Source organism: Armatimonas rosea, assembly GCF_014202505.1.
Classification (GTDB): Bacteria; Armatimonadota; Armatimonadia; order Armatimonadales; family Armatimonadaceae; genus Armatimonas; species Armatimonas rosea.
In genome coordinates this window covers 116419-133796 of sequence record NZ_JACHGW010000005.1, presented here as the reverse complement: position 1 = coordinate 133796, position 17378 = coordinate 116419, and the positions used below count along the sequence as shown (strand labels likewise).

The window sequence follows — 17378 nt, the reverse complement described above, 5'->3', positions numbered from 1 at the left end:
GCTTAGAGGCTCGTGATGTCCGCGTTGTCGCCCTCGCCGCCCGGAGCGCCATCCGCCCCGTAGGAAGCGATCACAAAGTCCTCCCCATTGGGGCCAGGCGACTCATAGACATACTCGTTCTGCCACGGATCGCCGGGGATATCCTTCTGGGAGTACGGGCCGCGCCAGTTGCTCACATCGCCCGGAGCGACACGGAGCGCGTTGAGGCCCTGCTCGGTCGTGGGGAACTGATCGGTATCGACTTTGTACTGCTGCAAAAGCCCGGTCAGGGTCGCGATATCGCTGGCGGCCTTGGCGCGCTTGGCATCTCCGGTGCGGTTGACCACACGGGGGACAATCAGCGCGGCCAAGATCGCAAGGATCAGCACCACGACCAGCATCTCAATGAGCGTAAACGCACGTTTTTGTTTTTTCATTTGACTGTTTCCTGCGCTTGAAAGATCGGCAAGAGCACCGATAGAACCACAAACCCCACGAATGTCCCCATGGTCAGAACGATCACCGGCTCCACCAGAGAGACAAGACGACGCATCCCGGTGTCTACCTCGAAGTCCAGGCTATCCGAGACCCGTCCTAGCATCCGGGGCAGATCGCCGGTCTCCTCCCCAATCGCGACCATGTGGGTCAGAACGGGCGGAAAGACCCCCGTGTCGCGCATCGACTCGGCGATAGGACGGCCCTCGCGCACCTCTTCGGAGACTTTTTGCGCACTGGTATGAAACACCCGGTTTCCCGCCGAGAGCCCTGCGATATCCAGCGCCTCCAGGATCGGCACGCCGCCGTAGACCAGGGTGCCCAGCACACGGGCGAAGCGCGAGATGGTTGCCTTGAGCACCACGGGCCCAATCAGCGGTGCCTTCAGCAAGAACTTATCCCGCAGAAACGCCCCGCCGGGAGTGGCGAGCCAGCCCTTGATGCCCACGGTCGTTCCCACGATCAGCACGAGCATCAGCACCCAGTTCTGGGTGATAAAGTCCGTGCTGGAGAGCAGCATCTTGGTGGTCACGGGAAGGTTGTTTCCCAGGTCCTTGAAGACTCCCGAGAGCTTGGGCACCACGAAGAGCAGCAAGAAGAGAACCACAAAGACCGCGGTCGAGGCCAGGATCGCGGGGTAGACCAGCGCACTGGTGATCTGGCTCCGACGCGCCACTTCTTTTTCCTGAAAGTCCGCAAGCCGCCCCGCGACCTCGGGGAACTGGCCGCTGGCCTCACCAGCACGGAGGGTCTGGGTGAAGACCTCATTGAAGTACTTGGGGTGCTTGGCCAGCGCCTGGCTCACCTGCATTCCCGCGCGGACGTCCTCCAGGGTCTGCTCCGAGACCTCTTTCAGCACAATGCTCTCCGACTGCTCCGCCACGACCTGAAGCACCCGGTCCAGCGGCAGGCCCGCCTGGGAGAGGTCGGCGAGGCGGCGCGTGAAGAGCGCGAGCTCCTGGCGCGAGGGGGCCTTCCGGCTCCCAAAGGTCGCCGCGCCCGCCGCTGCCGCCGCAGATGCCTTGGCCTCGTTGATCTCCAGAACAAAGCGTCCCTCGGACTCCAGCCGTACCAGCGCGGCCTCTTTGGTCTCCGCCTCGATCACACCGGTGCGGCGTGCCCCGGCAGAGTCCATCGCGACATAGGAAAAGCTCAGCGCTGCCATGACCTAGAACGCCTCCCGCTGACAGACACGCAGGACCTCTTCGGGTGTAGTCTTCCCGGCAAGAACCGCGAGCTTGCCATCCCCCAGGAGCGTCCGCATCCCGTGGGTCTTGATCGCATAGTCTTTCATCTGGTTGGAGCTTGCCCGATCCACGGTCATGCGGCGGATCGGCTCATCGACCACAAAGAGCTCGTAGAGACCGACACGGCCCTTGTAGCCCGTCCCCTGGCACTTCTCGCAGCCGACTCCCTTGCGAAACGGCGTGGTTCCCGCCCACTCACTCGCGACGATCCCCACGCCCTCTAGCATCTCCCCCTCGGGGGTGTAGGGCTGGGAACAGTTGCTACAGACACGCCGCACAAGCCGCTGGGCAACCGCGCCGATCAGCGACGATGCCACCAGGTAGGGCTCGACTCCCATGTCCAGCAGACGGGTCACGGAGCCGGGGGAGTCGTTGGTGTGCAGGGTGGAGAAGACCAAGTGACCGGTCAGCGCCGCGTGGATCGCGATCTCGGCGGTCTCGTGGTCACGGATCTCTCCGACCATGATCACATCGGGGTCCTGGCGGACAATACTGCGCAGGCCGTTGGCGAAAGTCAGGCCGATCGCGGCGCGCACCGGAATCTGGCTGATGCCCGCCACCTGGTACTCAACCGGGTCCTCGATCGTCAGGATATTGGTGGTCGGAGACCAGATCTCCTGGAGCGAGGCGTAGAGCGTGGTTGACTTTCCTGCACCGGTTGGACCGGTCGCCAGGATGACGCCGTAGGGCACTTTAATGATCTGCCGGTAGCGCTCCAGGGTATCGGGCTGGATTCCCAGCTCCGCCAGCCCCAGCATCGCCGTCCCCTTGTCGAGGATACGCATCACAGCACGCTCCCCAAAGACAGTCGGGACAATCGAGACACGGACATCGATGGCGCGCCCGGCGATCGTGATCTTGATGCGGCCGTCCTGCGGCAAGCGGCGCTCCGCGATATTCATCTCGCCCAGGATCTTCAGGCGGGAGATAATTGCGGCGTGCATGCGCTTGGGCGGGGCCATCATATCGCGCAGCATGCCGTCGATACGGCACCGCACCTTGACTTCTTTCTCGTAGGGCTCGATATGGATATCCGATGCCCCATCGCGCACCGCCTGGGCAAAGACCAGGTTGACCATCTGGACAACTGCGGTCTCCCCCGCCATCTTCTGCAGGTCCGCGAGGTCGGTGTTCTCATCCGCATCGATATTGTTGTTATCGTCGCTCTGCCCCGGAAGCCCCGCGAGGATCTTCTCCAGGAAGATCTCCTCGATCTTCTCTTTGATGACCGCAGCAGGAGCCAGCACCGCACGGGTCGGGCGCTGGAGCAAGACACTCAGCTCATCGACCGCCCCGAGCGAGAGCGGTGAGCCCACCGCGGCCACAAGGGTGCCGTTGTCCACCATCAGCGGGAGGATCTGGTGCTTGAGCGCAAAGTCACCCGGAACCATCGCGACGGCCTCGTCCTGAGGACGAGTCAGCTCAAGGTTCACGCTCTCGAAAGCGTCTTCCAGAGGGGGCAGAGTGATCGGTTCCGAAGCAGTCATAGTTTCACAGTCAGGGACGCTGGAAGTCTCTAAAGGTTCGCATCCCTTACTCATATTATATTTATCTTCGTGAAAAAACTATGAAACAGGAAGCGAACTCCGTGTTCATTATTTTTTAATCATTTATGTCTTTAGGTTCTTAAGCAAGATATCCTCACAAATAAATGATAAGCCCTGAAGTACGGTTATAAAAGCAAAAGCCAGAGTGGCTCTCTGGCTTTGCAATATTATAATTAATCAATCTTAATAAGGATCCGTATCCCAGGCAGCCGCTTTGACATTACTAAATTTCGCGTGACCATCCACGTAAACCAGATTACATGAGCGCTGAAAGGGTGTATTTTCAAGCGAAAGCATATAGGTTCTTGTTCCCAAAAAATAGCTTGTCATTTCTCCTCCATGAACGCTGGGCCAAGCATCGGCAAATAACCAGTTTTCCGCAGGGTTGCTCACTTCTGCCTGCGAAGTTCCTTCAATCAAAGAGGTACGCTGCCCTGGAAGGACCTGGTGAGAGAGAGGAACGGCATTATTCCGCTCTGCCATGAGCTTTCCCCCGCCTCCAAAATAGATTTTCTTGATGATATTGGTCCCATTTCCCAAGGGGTTTCCATGAAACTGATACGAGAGACCAAAGGGCTGGCTTGCCCCCCGCACCACAAGCTTGGCGAGCTCCGTATCGGAGGGGCACACAAAGACCGCGCTATTTTTGACATAGGGCTCGAGCAAGGTGCGCGACGACTCCCCGAAGTACCAGTTCGGCGGAAACGCATCCGGCCCAATCCAGCTGGCATTGGGGAAGACCTCGTCGTAGTCCTGGCTATACATCAGCGCAGCGGTGGCAAGCTGCTTCAGATTTGACAAGCACACGGACTTTCGGGCCTGCTCACGCGCACGGCCAAAGACCGGAAAGAGAATCGCGGCGAGGATCGCGATAATGGCAATAACGACAAGAAGCTCGATCAGGGTAAAAGCACGTTTCATGTGCCTATCTTAGGACAGCCTCCCGTCAATTTACTCTGCAAAATGGCGGAGTTTGGTCGGGTACAATAGGACGCCATGAACCCCGAACTGCCCGTCACCAAGCTCAAAGGAATCGGGGAGAAGCTGGCGGAGACGCTCTGGAAGCTCCAGATTCGCACGCTCGCGGACCTGGTCGGGCACTTCCCCCGCCGCTACGAAGACCGGACACGCTTTGTCAAGATCGGCGATGTCCGCGACGGTGAGTTTGCGACCATTCTCGGGAAAGTGACGGCGGTCGAGAACAAGCCGCTGCGCAATAAGCTCGTCATCACCAAAGTGACGCTCGACGATGGCTCGCGGGTGGTGGCATCGCTGACCTGGTTCAACCAGTGGCGCATGAAGGCGACCTTTGAGAAGCTGATCGGCAAGCAAGTGGTAGCCTACGGGCAGGTGAAGCGCCGCTATGCTCCTGAGCTCAACACCCCCGAGTGGGAGGCGATCGACGAAGACGGTGCCGTAGACTCGCTGGCGATCGGGCGGATTGTCCCGGTCTACCCGCTCACTGAGGGGCTCTCCCAGACCCGCCTGCGCCGCTTTGCCTACGAGGCGGTCAAGCTCTGCGCCGATGAGTTCGAGGATGCGCTCCCCGATGCTCTGCGCAAGCGCCGTAGCCTGCCCGGAATCGCCGAGGCGCTGCGCAATATCCACTACCCTGAGAGCGACGACGCCCTGCAAGCGGCGCGCCACCGCCTCGCCTACGAAGAGCTGCTCGCGTTGCAGATTCTGGTGGCAGAGAAGAAGCGCGAAGTCGCGATCCAGCCCGGAATCGCCTTCCCGGATGTGCTTGGTCCGGTCGAGGAGCTGCGCGGTGTCCTCCCCTTCTCCCTCACCGAGGCCCAGGAGCGCGTGATCGGCGAGCTGGGCCGCGACATGGCCTCCACGCTCCCCATGAACCGCCTTGTCCAGGGCGATGTGGGCGCGGGTAAGACCGCGGTGGCGATGGCCGCCATGACAATCGCCGCACGCGGTGGCTACCAGGCGGCGCTCATGGCCCCCACGGAGATCCTCGCCGAGCAGCACCTCAAGGGCATCCGTGCCCGGCTGGAGGAGCTCGGTCTGCGGGTCGATCTGCTCACGGGCTCCCGGCCCGCCAAGGAAAAGGCCGCTGTCAAGGAGCGCCTGCTCTCCGGTGAGACAAGTATCGTGGTCGGCACCCACGCGCTGATTCAGGAGAGTGTCGGTTTCCACAAGCTCGGCCTCGTGGTGATCGACGAGCAGCACCGCTTCGGGGTGCTCCAGCGCGCCGCCCTCTCGGATAAAGGCGTCCGCCCCGATGTACTGGTGATGACGGCCACCCCCATCCCACGGACGCTCACTCTCACGGTCTACGGCGACCTTGATGTCTCGATCCTCGACCAGCTCCCACCGGGCCGCAAGCCGATCCGCACGCACTGGAAGAAACGCGCCGAGCAGGACAAGGTCTACGCCGGCATTAAACAGATGGTAACCCAGGGCCGCCAAGCCTACATTGTCTGCCCGCTGGTCGAGGAGTCCGAGAAGCGCGAGGCCAAGGCCGCCACGCACCTGGCGGAGCACCTCAAGGCCCATGTCTTCCCCGAGCTCTCCATCGGCCTGCTCCATGGGCAGCTCAAGAGCGATGAGAAAGACGCCGTCATGGAGGCGTTTCGTAAGAACGAGCACCAGATTTTGGTCGCGACCACCGTCATCGAGGTCGGCGTAGATGTTCCCAATGCCGCCGTGATCGTGATTGAGGACGCCGACAACTTTGGGCTGGCCCAGCTCCACCAGCTCCGGGGCCGAGTCGGGCGCGGCGAGCACGCGTCGTTTTGTGTCCTCCTCGCCGACCCCAGCACGCCCGATGGCACGGCCCGCATGGAGGTGATGTGTGCCACCAGCGACGGCTTCGTGATCGCCGAGGAAGACCTCAAGCTCCGTGGCCCCGGTGAGTTCTTCGGCACGCGCCAGTCCGGCATTCCCAGCCTCAAAGTCGCCGACGTGCTCCGTGACCAAGACATCCTGATCGAGGCCCGCACCGACGCCTTCGACCTCCTTAGTCGCGACCCGCAGCTCGCCCGCCCTGACCACGGACTGCTCAAAGAAGCCGTCGCTCGCCGCCGCCGCGCCGCCGAGGCCTTGCAGATTGGATAGCCGGGGGTTAGAAACACCCCGGCAGCAGCCAAGAGCGTCCCGAGGACGCGGGAGACGGGATAAAATAGCACCATGTCCTACTCGAAGTTTACGACTCTCACCGAGGTTCTGGATAAGTTCGGGCTGAGTGTGGTCTATGACCAAGAGCTATTCCCCAGCGTGACGCCTGCACCGCCAGGTGAGCTTCTCGTAGCAACCCTAGATGAGTACTTACCCCTAGCGCTGGCGATTGGGACGGAAAAAGCGCGCTCGGAGCTGCTTATCATGCCTGTCTTGGCCGAGGTACGCCGGCAGCTTCACGCACAGATCAGTCTCTTCTCCGGCGTGGACTTCAATGTCGATCCCAAGCAGGGGCTCAATGGCTACTGTGACTACCTCCTCTCACGCTCACGCGACCCGTTCACCATCCAAGCTCCGGTCTTTGCACTGGTCGAGGCCAAGAACGAAAAGCTGGTCACCGGACTCGGTCAGTGTGTTGCGGAGATGATCGCCGCCCAGCTCTTTAACCAGCGCGCCAACAAGCCCCTCTCCCCGATCTACGGTGCTGTCACCACAGGCGAGCTCTGGCGCTTCGTCAAGCTAGAGGGGACAGAGCTGACGGTAGACCGTGACAACGAAAATCTCAACCCTCTGGAGCGGCTCTTGGGAATCCTCACCACGATAGCCCAAGGAGCGACTTAGGCATGCCACTCACTTTCTCCCCTCCTTTCCAAATACATCAGCTTAACCATCTCCCTCTACCTGATGAGGACAGACAGTTTCTCCTCACGATCGGTTTGCCTGAGGATGCCATTCCCTGCCTTACCTTTCAGAACGCTCCTGGACTTCCTCTTCGCCGTGTTCCAGAGAGATGGGGAATATCAGAGTCACTTAAACCTAGCCTCATGCGCTACTACGAGTTTGGCCATGATGGTGGCGGAAATCCGATCTGCTTCGATGCCAACGACAACTGCAAGATTGTCTGGCTGGATCATGAAGAGAGTTTTCGCTCTGTCTGGGTCAACGATCACATCACGGAGTTTGCTGCCTGCCTTGCCGCACTTCAAGATGCCTTCGATGGCTTTGAAGCAGCAGTCGGCGACACCGATGCTCTCTGGGACGAAGGCTTTGAGCCAGAGCGCTACGAACAACTAACCGCAGCCTTTGCCCGTATCGATGAAAAGACGCTGACACAAGGCTTCTGGCCCTACATCCTCGACGATTTCCGTCCCCGCTAATTCTATGACGAACAAACCCAACTGGCTTCCCTACGCCGCACCGATGGTGCTCTTTCTCGTCTTAACGACCCTGGAGGGCTACCTGCCGCGCTCCAGCTACCCCGTGGTGTACTGCATCAAGGCGGTGCTTGTCCTGATCGCGCTGATTGTCTGTAGCCGCGCCTGGAAGGGTGAGCTACGCGGCGACGGGAAAGCGGTGGCGATTGGCACAGTCACCGGGCTCCTTGGGCTGGGGCTCTGGCTGGTGCTGGAGCGCATCCAACCGGCGGGCCTCGCCCTCGGGAAGCGCACTGCCTATAACCCGTTTGAGGCCATCCCCGACCCCACGCTACGCACCGTCTTTCTCACCATGCGCTTTATCGGGCTGGCGCTGCTGGTTCCGGTGCTGGAAGAGGTTTTCTGGCGCTCGTTCTTGCTGCGCTACTGCACCAACCAGGAGAAGTGGAGCGAGCTCCCGCTCACGGCCTTCTCGCTCCCCGCGGCGGCGATGGTTGCGGGGATGTTTGGAGTCGCGCACCCCGAGTGGCTGGCAGCCCTGGGCTACGCCGCACTGATGGCAGGGCTCCTGCGGATCACAAAGTCGCTCCTTGCCTGTGTCGTTGCGCACGGGGTGACCAACGCGGCGCTGGGGGCCTATGTCCTGATGACGGGCAACTGGCGGCTGTGGTGATGGGCGGCGTTTCGGTTTCGGGCGCATAAATTCGGGTGGCTAAAGCGGCCCACCGGGTACCCTCCCACTATTGTTACTTTACTTCTGATTGGGAAAGAAATGTGTCGAGGAAAACCCACAATAGCCTTGTGCTGGTATAACCCCTTTTTCCGCTTCGACCACGAGAAGGGTAAAGAAGCGGGTTCCCAGAGCAAGCTCCCATCGACTCTTTTCTCGAGCAAAATCTAGGAAATAGAGAAACTCTCGACGGCTCTCTTTCCAGATGCGCTCTGCGTTTACCAGCACCAACACAAGCCGCCCAGCCTTCGTGGGCCATGACTCAAGCAAGCCATCGCGTATTGCATCAAGGTTCATTCTCTGCACGGTATAGCCAAACAGCGTTTCCCACTGCCACAAAACCCCAAAATTGCGAGCCATCGTATCGATATCCCCCCCGCAGTCCAGCGTAACTACCTCATAATCTTCCTCCAACAGCTCAAACACACAGCGCTCCCACTGCGCCTTCGTGATCGTTGCAAGGCCCCCCGCCTCAACAACCGCGCGGGTGTCCAATCGTCGCCAATCCAAGTTTGTAAATGCTGCCACACGCCACTCTCGACTTTCTGATGCCTGATAAAATACCCCCATGAGTGCCGCTTTCGCCCGCCGCCGCTGGAGCGTGGAGGAGTTCCAGTGCGCCATCCGCCTGGGTCTGTTCCGCGAAGACGAGCGCCTGGAGCTCCTCGACGGAGATATATTTGAACAAAAGCCACCCGATCCCCCCCACTCGTCTACGATTCCTCTGAGCCATGTTGCCCTCAACCGCGCCTTTACAGGGATAGACTGCCACCTTCGCACCGAGAACCCCATTGTTCTGACCAGCAGCAATAGCCAGCCACAGCCAGATATTGTCGTGGCGCAGGGTTCTCCTCGGCTCTATGCAAGCCGTCATCCCGGCCCCGATGATGTCTTGCTCCTCGTCGAGGTCAGCGACTCCACCCTCAGCGACGACCGCAACGCCAAAAGCGCTCTTTACGCGACAGCAGGGATCACTGAGTACTGGATTGTCAACCTGCGCGACCGCCAGCTAGAGGTTCACCGCCACCCGCAAAACGGCATCTGGACACAGACCCAGGTGATCGCCGCCACTGGCAACATTGCTCCCCTCAGCGCTCCCAATAGCCCCGTCGCTGTCGCCGACTTGCTTCCCTAAGGCGGGGATTGAAAGCCCCGCCTCCGATTTTGGGAGCGTCCCGAGGACGCAGGGAGCTATGGTTACCAGTGGTCAACGCCGGGGCTGAGGTCGGTTGCAATTTTTCGAGCCTGCTCACGGCTTGTCTCGCTCCACTCGCCGTCACGAAAGATCAGGACTCCTGCGGCGAGCCAAGCATTGAGTGTTGCCAACATTGCCTCCAGGCTCAAGAACGAAACCGACATCCCCAGCTCCCGATCCATGCTCCAGACCGGTCGCCCCTCTCCTCGCAGGTCCAGCGCGTAGAAGTACACGGAGTCCTCCCCGATGAAGCGTAAGGGGGGAGTCGGCGTGGGGTCCGTCTCCCAAAACTCGGGATACATATCGGCATCGGTTTCGTCAAACTCCCAGAATCTCTGGTAGTGCTTCAGCGCCTCTTCCAGCGAGTCCAGCCAGCGCATCCCGACGATGTGCAGCTCCGACTGTGGTTGTGCGTGAGGGTTATCAAAGCCATTGAGCACGGAGAAATAGGCAACCGCTTCGTCGGTGAGGGTCACGTCATAGCTCGCGGCGAGCTCGCGGGATTGCTCGGGCGCAAGCCCCGGTCGGAGGCGCTTCTCCAACGGAGGGTGTGCAGAGATCAGCCGTGTTCGTAGCTCCGTCGCCAGCGCGACAATTCGATCAGACATAGTAACCGAAGTTTACCCCAAACACAAAAACGCCCCGAGGGTGCACCCAACACAGAGGTCGGGCGCGTCCTCGGGACGCTCTTTTCGGGTGCCGGGGATTTCAATCCCTGGCGTGCCAGCTTAACGCTTGCTGAACTGGAATCCGCGACGGGCGCGCTTGCGGCCGTACTTCTTGGATTCCTTGACACGCGGGTCGCGGGTCAGGAAGCCATTGCGGCGCAACACGGTGCGCAGGTCGGGATCGGCCTCGACAAGCGCCTTGCTGATGCCGTGGCGCAGAGCGCCGGCCTGGCCGGAGATTCCCCCGCCCTTGGTCTTGGCGAAGATGCTGTAGCGGCCCTCGCTGCGGGTGGCAGCGAACGGCTGCTGGATCAGCGCCTCCAGCGTGCGGCGGCAGAAGTACTCCATCACCGTCTTGCCATTGATCGTGATCGTCCCATCGCCGGGCGCAAGCCAGACGCGGGCGATAGCGCACTTGCGCTTACCGGTTGCATACACTCGAGTCTCTGCCATGGTTTAACCTTCTGCCTTTGCTTTGGCCGCGCCCTTGATCTGAGCCTCATGCGGGTGGGTGTCACCGGCATAGACGCGCAGCTTGGTGAGCATCTGGGCTCCCAGGCGGTTGTGGGGAAGCATACCCTTGACCGTCCGCAGCACGGCGTAGTCGGGGCGCTTCTCCAGGAGCTCGCCACGGGGAACCTGCTTGAGGCCACCCGGGTAGAGCGTGTGCCGGTAGATCGGCTCATCGGCCTTGTTGTTGCCGGTGAGGATCGCTCGCGCGGCATTGATGATGATCACATGATCGCCGCAGTCGAGGTGCGGGGAGAAGATCGCCTTGGTCTTACCGCGTAGAATCTTCGCCGCCTCTGCAGCCAGACGCCCAATCGGCACGCCGGTGGCATCTAGGACGATCCAGTCGCGCTGGATATCGTCCGCTTTTACTGAATAAGTCTTCATTTTAATTTATTCCTATTCGCTGGCCGTCGTAGCTAACGCGTACCAGACAGAGCCCTCTTGCGGGGGCGATCGGAGGACAAGCCCGCCGATCACAGACTCTCAGAAGCTCCGAGACCTCGTCCACACTCAGCCTCTCCTGCCCCGCTCTCACCAGAGTTCCTACCAAGCTGCGCACCATCTGGCGCAGAAAGGCATTCCCTCGCACGGTGACCAGCAGGCACGGTCCCCACGGTCGCACGACGATCCTCTCGACAAAGCGAATCGTACTCTTGCCTCGCGTGTCTGGTTGCCCAAACGTCGCAAAGTCATGCGTCCCGCACAGAACCTTCCCTGCCTCCTGCATTCGCTCCACCTTCAGCGGCCGGGTGACATGCCAGACATAGCGTGTCAGTAGCGCCGAAGGCTGCGGGCGATTGAGGATCGCGTACCGGTAGGTCCGACTTGTGGCACTGAAGCGAGCATGAAACTCTTGCTCCACATACTCCGCCCTCCGCACGCTAATATCGGGCGGAAGATAGGCAGTCAGTGCCGGAACCAGCTTCTCTTCTGAAATTTTCCAGTCCACATCGAAGTGGGCAACCTGCCCCAACGCGTGGACCCCTGCATCGGTGCGGCCTGCCCCAAACACCCGGATAGTCTCCACACCGGTCATCTGGGTCAGAGCCGCCTCCAGCTCTCCCTGAACCGTGCGCTCGCCTCGCTGGAGCTGAAAACCGGCAAAGTCGGTTCCATCGTACTCAAGAGTCAGGCGAACACGGCCCATTAGCTACGTCAAACCACCTTAGTCGTTGACGAACTCCAGCACCACGACGGGTGCCCCATCGCCGCGCCGAACGCTCTTGTGAGCCATGCGGGTGTAGCCGCCGGGCCGATCCTTGAAGTTCGGGGCAATGACCGTGAAGAGCTCCTTGACGATATCCTCGTCGCTGGCGCTCTTACCCCCGATAGCGGCGCGGGCGATACGGCGCGAGTGCACGCTATCGTCCTTGGCACGGGTCACCAGCTTCTCAACCATGGGCTGGATCTCCTTGGCGCGTGCCTCGGTGGTCTCAATCTTCTTGTAGATAATCATGGAGCGCAGAAGGCCCTTCAAAAGCGCGATACGCGCGTCCGAAGCGAGGCCAAACTGTCGCCCACCTATACGGTGTCGCATTCTCTAACTTCCTTAATCCTCGTCGTCGTCGTCCTCGCCCGGGAAATAGCCGTCCGAGTCCTTGAGCGTCAAGCCCATGGTATTGAGTTTTTCCTTCACTTCGGTCAGAGACTTCTTTCCAAAGTTGCGGATGTTCATCAGGTCCACTTCGCTCATCTGCGCCAGCTCTCCCACCGTCAGCACAGTCGCCTTCTTCAGACAGTTGTACGTACGGACAGAGAAGTCCAGCTCCTCGATGCGGGTATCGGGCGTGCCATTGGCACCCAGACTGCCCCCCACCGGGATAATGAACGAGGAGCGCATCGGACCGCCCTTGTGATCGACAAACCGCTGGAAGTACTCCGAGAGCATCTGGGCTGCCTGCGAGAGGGCTTGACCAGGCTCGGTAGTGCCGTTGGTCGTGATCTCCAGGGTCAGACGCTCGTAGTCATTGCGGTTGCCCACACGGGTGGGATCCACGGTGTAGTTGACCTTACGAACCGGGCCATAGGCGGCAGGGACGGGGATCTCACCGATAATATCGGTGGTCTTGGTTCCCTTATCGGGCATGACATAGCCACGCCCTCGCTCTACCTTCATCTCGATATACAGGCTCGCAGTCTCATCTGAGATCGTCGCCAAGTAACACTCAGGATTGACGACCTCAACATCGGGCGGGCAGACGACATCTGCTCCCGTGATACGGCCAGAACCTCGAGCATCGACTCGAATCACCCGCGCTGCGCTGGAAAGCTCATCGTCTTCCTCGCTATCGTCTAGGATCTTGACGGCCAGCTCCTTCAGGTTGAGGAAGAGCTCGGTAGCATCTTCTTTCAGCCCGGGGATGGTCTGGAACTCATGCTGGACTCCTTCGATCCGCACCGACGTAATGGCGGCACCGATGATGGAGGACAGCAAGACGCGGCGAAGCGAGTTGCCCAGAGTCACACCGTAGCCAGGCTCCAGCGGCTCGACAACAAACTTGCCAAACAGCCCAGACTGCTCCAGTGTTTCGATACGGGGTACAACTGTCTCCTGAATTGCCATAGTGTCTCCTCCTGAGAACTAGCGGGAGTAGAACTCGATGATAACCTGCTCTTGAACCTGCGAATCCACTTCATCACGACGGGGAGCCGCGACGATTTTCCCGGTGAACTGGTGGGCATCGAGAGAGAGCCAGGTAGGGATTCGAGAGCCGACGCCCGAGAGAGCATCTTGGATGACGCTCATGCGGCGGGAGCCTTCGGCGATGGTGATTGTGTCGCCAGGGCGAACCTGGTACGAGGGGATATCCACCGGCTTGCCATTGACCAGCAGGTGTCCGTGGCTGACCAGCTGACGGGCCTGAGCACGGCTAGTGGAGAACCCAAGGCGGAAGACCACATTGTCAAGGCGCATCTCCAAGAGCTGAAGGAGATTCTCGCCCGTAACGCCGCGGCGACGGGATGCCTCTGCGACATAGGCACGGAAAGGCCCTTCCAAGACGCGGTACATCTGGCGCATCTTCTGCTTCTCACGAAGCTGCTTACCATAGTCCGTAGGCTTGGCAGGACGGGCATTGGGGCCATGCTGACCGGGCGCGTAGTTGCGGCGCTCGATCGCACATTTCTTGGAGTAGCATCGTGCACCCTTGAGATAAAGCTTCTCTCCAGCGCGACGACACTTTCGACAGCGGGTATCCCCACTGACGGAGTTCGGTGACGATTTTGACATTTTTCCTCTTCGTCCCTATGCGCTTCCGCATAGGTTTACAAGTAGGCTCTGCAGACCAGAGCCCGACTCAGACTCGGCGACGTTTGGGGGCGCGGCAGCCGTTGTGCGGCAACGGGGTGACGTCCTTGATCATGCTAACCTCAAGGCCAACCTGTCCCAGCGCACGGATGGCGGTCTCACGACCGGAACCCGGCCCCTTGACATGCACATCGACCCGCTTGAGGCCATGCTCCATTGCCTTGCGAGCGGCGCTCTCAGCAGCCAGCTGTGCGGCAAAGGGGGTGCCCTTCTTGGTGCCCTTGAAACCAACCTGGCCCGCAGAGGCCCAGGAGATCGCCTCTCCCTTGGTATCGGTGAGCGTGATAATCGTGTTGTTGAAGGTGCTCTGGATGTGCGCCACACCCACCGCAATGTTCTTGCGAACCTTGGGCTTGTTGCGCGCCGCCTGAGCAGCAGTTACTTTTCGTGCCATAGAACCTACTTCTTCTTCTTCTTAGCGCCCACTGTGCGCTTCGGTCCCTTGCGGGTACGAGCATTGGTCGAGGTGCGCTGCCCGCGAACGGGAAGCCCTCGGCGATGCCGCAGGCCGCGATAGCACTGAATCTCCTGCAGACGACGAATATTCATCGCGATCTGTCGTCGCAGGTCTCCCTCAACGCGCCATTCTTTTTCAATAATGTCGCGCAGGGTGGAGACTTCCGTCTCCGTCAATTCCGCAACTTTTTTGCGAGGATCGATCTTCGCCTGCTCCAGAATCACACGGCCACCGGCCAGTCCAACTCCAAAGATATCAGGCAAAGCGTATTCCACGCTCTTGTCGCGGGGCAGGTCTACACCAGCAATACGTGCCACGGACTTCTACTCCTCAAAAACTTACAATTAGCCCTGACGCTGCTTATGCTTCGGGTTCTTCTTGCAGATGACGCGCAGGACGCCTTCTCGCTTGATGACCTTGCAGTTGTTGCAGATGGGCTTAACAGATGCTCGAACTTTCATATTTTTCTTGCCTCCCTATCGGTAGCGATAGAGAATCCGACCTCGTGTGAGATCATACGGCGAGAGCTCAACGAGAACCCGATCACCAGGCAGAATCTTAATGTAGTGCATGCGGATCTTGCCGGAGATATGCGCGAGCACCTCGTGCCCACTCTCTAGCTTGACCTTGAACATCGTGTTCGGAAGATTCTCAACGATCGTCCCCTGAACCTCGATGCCCTGCTCCTTCTCTGGCTCGTCCGACGGCGGTGTAGAGTTGCCTCCACCACCGGAGCGTCCACCCCCACCGGAGCGTCCACCACCACCGGGCCGACCGCCACCGGGTCTTCCCCCACCTGGCCGTCCGCCAGGCCGATAGCCACCACTTCTTCCTGCCATAGCGTTCTTTCTTTTCTCGTCAAACCGCGCTTGTTTATGCGCAACAGGGCATTTAGACCTGTGGCACACAATCGCCGATTATATCAAACGCGGTAGACTTTCGCAAACTTTCTTAAAGATGGCATCGGGATCTCCCTCCGCCTCGATCTCACGTAACACACCACGCTCCTGGTAGAACGCGCACAGCGGCGCGGTCTGGGCCTGGTAGAGCTGACGACGCAGCGCACGCTTCTGTGGGGCATCGTCTTCCACACGGAGCCCCAGCACGCCCCCACAGCGGTCACAGAGGCCCTCCTGACATGGCGGAGCCACCACGATATGGTAGGTCGCCCCACACGTACCACAGACACGCCGCCCGAGCACTCGGGCCTCTAGGGCAGCCTCACTCAGCTGGAAGAAGAGCACGCAGTCCAGCACCTGACCGCGCTCCGCCAGAAAGCGCTCCAGTGCCTCTGCCTGCGCCACGCTCCGCGGGTAGCCATCCAGCACAAAGCCCGCCTCCCCCTCGATCGCGGAGAAGGCGAGCGCATTGGCAAAGTCATCCGAGACAAAGGCACCGCTCAGGATCTGGCGCGCCTCCCGCACTAGCGGCGTGTCCTCCCCAGACGCGATCAGCGACCGGAGCAGTGCCCCCGTCGAGACCGAGGGCACGCCGAGCGCTTGGCTCAGACGTGCCCCCTGGGTTCCCTTGCCCACCCCCGGTGGGCCAAGCAGTATCAGCCGGAGAGGCTCTATCGCATCCGCCCCCGCATCATGTTGTCGCTGTCACTTGGGCGGGTCTTGATGAAGCCCTCGTAGTTGCGCATGGCCATCTGGGCCTCAATGGCGGTCATGGTCTCCAGCGCCACCCCAACGACGATCAGTAGCGAGGTGCCACCAACAATCGAGACGGCCTTGACACCGGTCCATGTGGGTGCCCAGTACTGGATGAGCGAGATCGCTGCCAGGAAGATCGCCCCTGCCAGCGTGATGCGGGTCAGAACCGTATCGAGATACTCCGCCGTGGGCTTTCCGGGCTTCACTCCGGGAATCAGGGAGCCGTACTTCTTGAGGTTGTCCGCAATATCGTTGGTATCGTACTGGACCGCGGTGTAGAAGTAGGTGAAGAACATCACCAGGACCGCAAAGATCAGCGATGCCCAGACACTCGCCCCCGGGTTGAGCCACTGGGTCGCGTTGAAGAGGAAGTCGCCGAAGGCACTCTTACCACGCGGGAAGAACTGCTGGAAGGTCTGGGGGAAGAGCTGGATCGACATCGCAAAGATAATCGGAATTACCCCCGCCGTGTTGATTTTCAGCGGCAGGTACGACTGGCCCGCGGAGGTCATCCGTCCACCGGCGGTCACCTTGCGCATGTTCAGAACGGGAATGCGGCGTGTCCCCTGGGTCATGTAGATCACGCCCACAATCGAGGCTAGGAAGAGGATAGCCATCCCCACCACGCCAAAGATCGAGACCGCGCCCTCTTGGACCATCTTGAAGGTCATGAGGATCTGGTTGGGGATGGAGATCATGATGCCCACAAAGATAATCAGGCTCGTGCCGTTGCCGATCCCTTTCTCGGTGAGCTGCTCGCCCAGCCAGAGCAGGAACATGGTGCCAGAGGTCATGACCACCATCATCATGAGCATCGGGAAGAAGCCCTTCTGTATGGCCCCCCCGCTGGAGAACATGTTGTAGAGGCCCGCAGCCTGCACAAAACCCAGCCCGATACTGGCGTAGCGAGTAATCTTGTTGATCTGCCGACGACCCGACTCGCCCTCTTTGGACATCGCCTGGAGCTGCGGGATCGCAACCGTCAGGAGCTGCATCACAATCGACGCATTGATGTAGGGCATGAGCGAGAGGCCGATGATCGAGACGCGGCGCAGTGCCCCTCCCGAGAAGACATCGTAGGCATTCAGGAGCCCCTGAGAGACGAGCTTATTGACGGCGTCGTGGTTGATGCCCGCCATTGGGATATGCGACGCGATGACGTAGACCAGAAAGGCTTTGAGGACGAAGATCAGACGTTTCTGAATATCCGGTACCGCCCATGCAGCCGCGAGTTTTTCAAGCATGATGTCTATTGTATCAAAACGAGGCCAGGAAAAGTTCCCGGCCTCGTAAATTGCTCCC

The 17378-nt window shown here is 60.1% G+C and carries 23 protein-coding genes; 5 read left to right on the top strand and 18 right to left on the bottom strand.

Annotated elements, in window-relative coordinates; translation table 11 throughout:
- Positions 1 to 2: 2 nt before the first annotated feature.
- The 4 genes from gspG to HNQ39_RS24070 form a co-directional block, all read right to left on the bottom strand.
- Positions 3 to 416: a type II secretion system major pseudopilin GspG gene (gene gspG / locus HNQ39_RS24085; RefSeq protein ID WP_184202945.1), complete on the bottom strand. Its 414-nt coding sequence runs from the start codon at positions 414 to 416 to the stop codon at positions 3 to 5.
- The gene (locus HNQ39_RS24080; protein WP_184202943.1) at positions 413 to 1639 is read right to left on the bottom strand and encodes a type II secretion system F family protein; all 1227 of its coding nucleotides are present in this window, start codon (positions 1637 to 1639) and stop codon (positions 413 to 415) included. Before HNQ39_RS24080 ends, gspG begins: the two co-directional genes overlap by 4 nt.
- 3 nt (positions 1640 to 1642) lie before the next feature.
- On the bottom strand, positions 1643 to 3154 hold the full coding sequence (locus HNQ39_RS24075) for an ATPase, T2SS/T4P/T4SS family (RefSeq protein ID WP_184202941.1): 1512 nt from the start codon (positions 3152 to 3154) through the stop codon (positions 1643 to 1645).
- Positions 3155 to 3451: 297 nt separating this feature from the next.
- On the bottom strand, positions 3452 to 4189 hold the full coding sequence (locus tag HNQ39_RS24070) for a DUF1559 family PulG-like putative transporter (protein ID WP_184202939.1): 738 nt from the start codon (positions 4187 to 4189) through the stop codon (positions 3452 to 3454).
- Between the two features lie 75 nt (positions 4190 to 4264).
- Here HNQ39_RS24070 and recG point away from each other — a divergent pair, with 75 nt between their 5' ends.
- The 4 genes from recG to HNQ39_RS24050 all read left to right on the top strand — a co-directional run bounded on the left by recG (position 4265) and on the right by HNQ39_RS24050 (position 8224).
- Entirely contained in the window at positions 4265 to 6337 is a 2073-nt protein-coding gene (recG, locus tag HNQ39_RS24065) for an ATP-dependent DNA helicase RecG (protein WP_184202937.1), read from the top strand.
- A gap of 72 nt (positions 6338 to 6409) precedes the next feature.
- Positions 6410 to 7018: a hypothetical protein gene (locus HNQ39_RS24060; RefSeq protein ID WP_184202935.1), complete on the top strand. Its 609-nt coding sequence runs from the start codon at positions 6410 to 6412 to the stop codon at positions 7016 to 7018.
- A gap of 2 nt (positions 7019 to 7020) precedes the next feature.
- Entirely contained in the window at positions 7021 to 7554 is a 534-nt protein-coding gene (locus HNQ39_RS24055) for an SUKH-4 family immunity protein (RefSeq protein WP_184202933.1), read from the top strand.
- Positions 7555 to 7558: 4 nt separating this feature from the next.
- Positions 7559 to 8224: a CAAX prenyl protease-related protein gene (locus tag HNQ39_RS24050; protein WP_184202931.1), complete on the top strand. Its 666-nt coding sequence runs from the start codon at positions 7559 to 7561 to the stop codon at positions 8222 to 8224.
- A gap of 78 nt (positions 8225 to 8302) precedes the next feature.
- Here the strand turns inward: HNQ39_RS24050 and HNQ39_RS24045 are convergent, their stop codons facing one another.
- The gene (locus HNQ39_RS24045) at positions 8303 to 8809 is read right to left on the bottom strand and encodes a hypothetical protein (protein ID WP_184202929.1); all 507 of its coding nucleotides are present in this window, start codon (positions 8807 to 8809) and stop codon (positions 8303 to 8305) included.
- 40 nt (positions 8810 to 8849) lie between these two features.
- Between HNQ39_RS24045 and HNQ39_RS24040 the strand changes: the two genes are divergently transcribed.
- Entirely contained in the window at positions 8850 to 9416 is a 567-nt protein-coding gene (locus tag HNQ39_RS24040) for a Uma2 family endonuclease (protein WP_184202927.1), read from the top strand.
- Between the two features lie 62 nt (positions 9417 to 9478).
- Here HNQ39_RS24040 and HNQ39_RS24035 read toward each other — a convergent pair whose 3' ends face one another.
- The 13 genes from HNQ39_RS24035 to secY all read right to left on the bottom strand — a co-directional run bounded on the left by HNQ39_RS24035 (position 9479) and on the right by secY (position 17320).
- Complete coding sequence (locus tag HNQ39_RS24035) at positions 9479 to 10084, bottom strand: hypothetical protein (RefSeq protein ID WP_184202925.1); 606 nt, start codon at positions 10082 to 10084, stop codon at positions 9479 to 9481.
- Between the two features lie 120 nt (positions 10085 to 10204).
- The gene (rpsI, locus tag HNQ39_RS24030) at positions 10205 to 10597 is read right to left on the bottom strand and encodes a 30S ribosomal protein S9 (RefSeq protein WP_184202923.1); all 393 of its coding nucleotides are present in this window, start codon (positions 10595 to 10597) and stop codon (positions 10205 to 10207) included.
- Between the two features lie 3 nt (positions 10598 to 10600).
- Positions 10601 to 11041: a 50S ribosomal protein L13 gene (gene rplM / locus HNQ39_RS24025; protein WP_184202921.1), complete on the bottom strand. Its 441-nt coding sequence runs from the start codon at positions 11039 to 11041 to the stop codon at positions 10601 to 10603.
- Between the two features lies 1 nt (position 11042).
- Positions 11043 to 11804: a tRNA pseudouridine(38-40) synthase TruA gene (gene truA / locus HNQ39_RS24020; RefSeq protein WP_184202919.1), complete on the bottom strand. Its 762-nt coding sequence runs from the start codon at positions 11802 to 11804 to the stop codon at positions 11043 to 11045.
- An 18-nt stretch (positions 11805 to 11822) separates the two neighbouring features.
- Positions 11823 to 12194 carry a 50S ribosomal protein L17 gene (rplQ, locus tag HNQ39_RS24015; protein WP_184202917.1) on the bottom strand — a complete coding sequence of 124 codons (372 nt, stop codon included), beginning with the start codon at positions 12192 to 12194 and terminating at the stop codon, positions 11823 to 11825.
- Between the two features lie 12 nt (positions 12195 to 12206).
- Positions 12207 to 13220, bottom strand: coding sequence for a DNA-directed RNA polymerase subunit alpha (locus HNQ39_RS24010; RefSeq protein ID WP_221290285.1), 1014 nt, complete (start codon positions 13218 to 13220; stop codon positions 12207 to 12209).
- Between the two features lie 18 nt (positions 13221 to 13238).
- Positions 13239 to 13886, bottom strand: a complete 648-nt coding sequence (rpsD, locus tag HNQ39_RS24005) for a 30S ribosomal protein S4 (protein ID WP_184202915.1) — start codon at positions 13884 to 13886, stop codon at positions 13239 to 13241.
- Between the two features lie 67 nt (positions 13887 to 13953).
- Positions 13954 to 14358 carry a 30S ribosomal protein S11 gene (gene rpsK, locus HNQ39_RS24000; protein ID WP_184202913.1) on the bottom strand — a complete coding sequence of 135 codons (405 nt, stop codon included), beginning with the start codon at positions 14356 to 14358 and terminating at the stop codon, positions 13954 to 13956.
- Between the two features lie 5 nt (positions 14359 to 14363).
- Positions 14364 to 14738, bottom strand: coding sequence for a 30S ribosomal protein S13 (gene rpsM / locus HNQ39_RS23995; RefSeq protein WP_184202910.1), 375 nt, complete (start codon positions 14736 to 14738; stop codon positions 14364 to 14366).
- A 27-nt stretch (positions 14739 to 14765) separates the two neighbouring features.
- Positions 14766 to 14882 (bottom strand): 50S ribosomal protein L36, encoded by a 117-nt coding sequence (gene rpmJ / locus HNQ39_RS23990; protein WP_184202908.1) that lies wholly within the window; start codon positions 14880 to 14882, stop codon positions 14766 to 14768.
- A 15-nt stretch (positions 14883 to 14897) separates the two neighbouring features.
- Complete coding sequence (gene infA / locus HNQ39_RS30100) at positions 14898 to 15098, bottom strand: translation initiation factor IF-1 (RefSeq protein ID WP_309695437.1); 201 nt, start codon at positions 15096 to 15098, stop codon at positions 14898 to 14900.
- Between the two features lie 240 nt (positions 15099 to 15338).
- Entirely contained in the window at positions 15339 to 15974 is a 636-nt protein-coding gene (locus HNQ39_RS23980) for an adenylate kinase family protein (protein ID WP_281380349.1), read from the bottom strand.
- Positions 15975 to 15991: 17 nt separating this feature from the next.
- Entirely contained in the window at positions 15992 to 17320 is a 1329-nt protein-coding gene (secY, locus tag HNQ39_RS23975; protein ID WP_184202902.1) for a preprotein translocase subunit SecY, read from the bottom strand.
- Between the last annotated feature and the right edge of the window lie 58 nt (positions 17321 to 17378).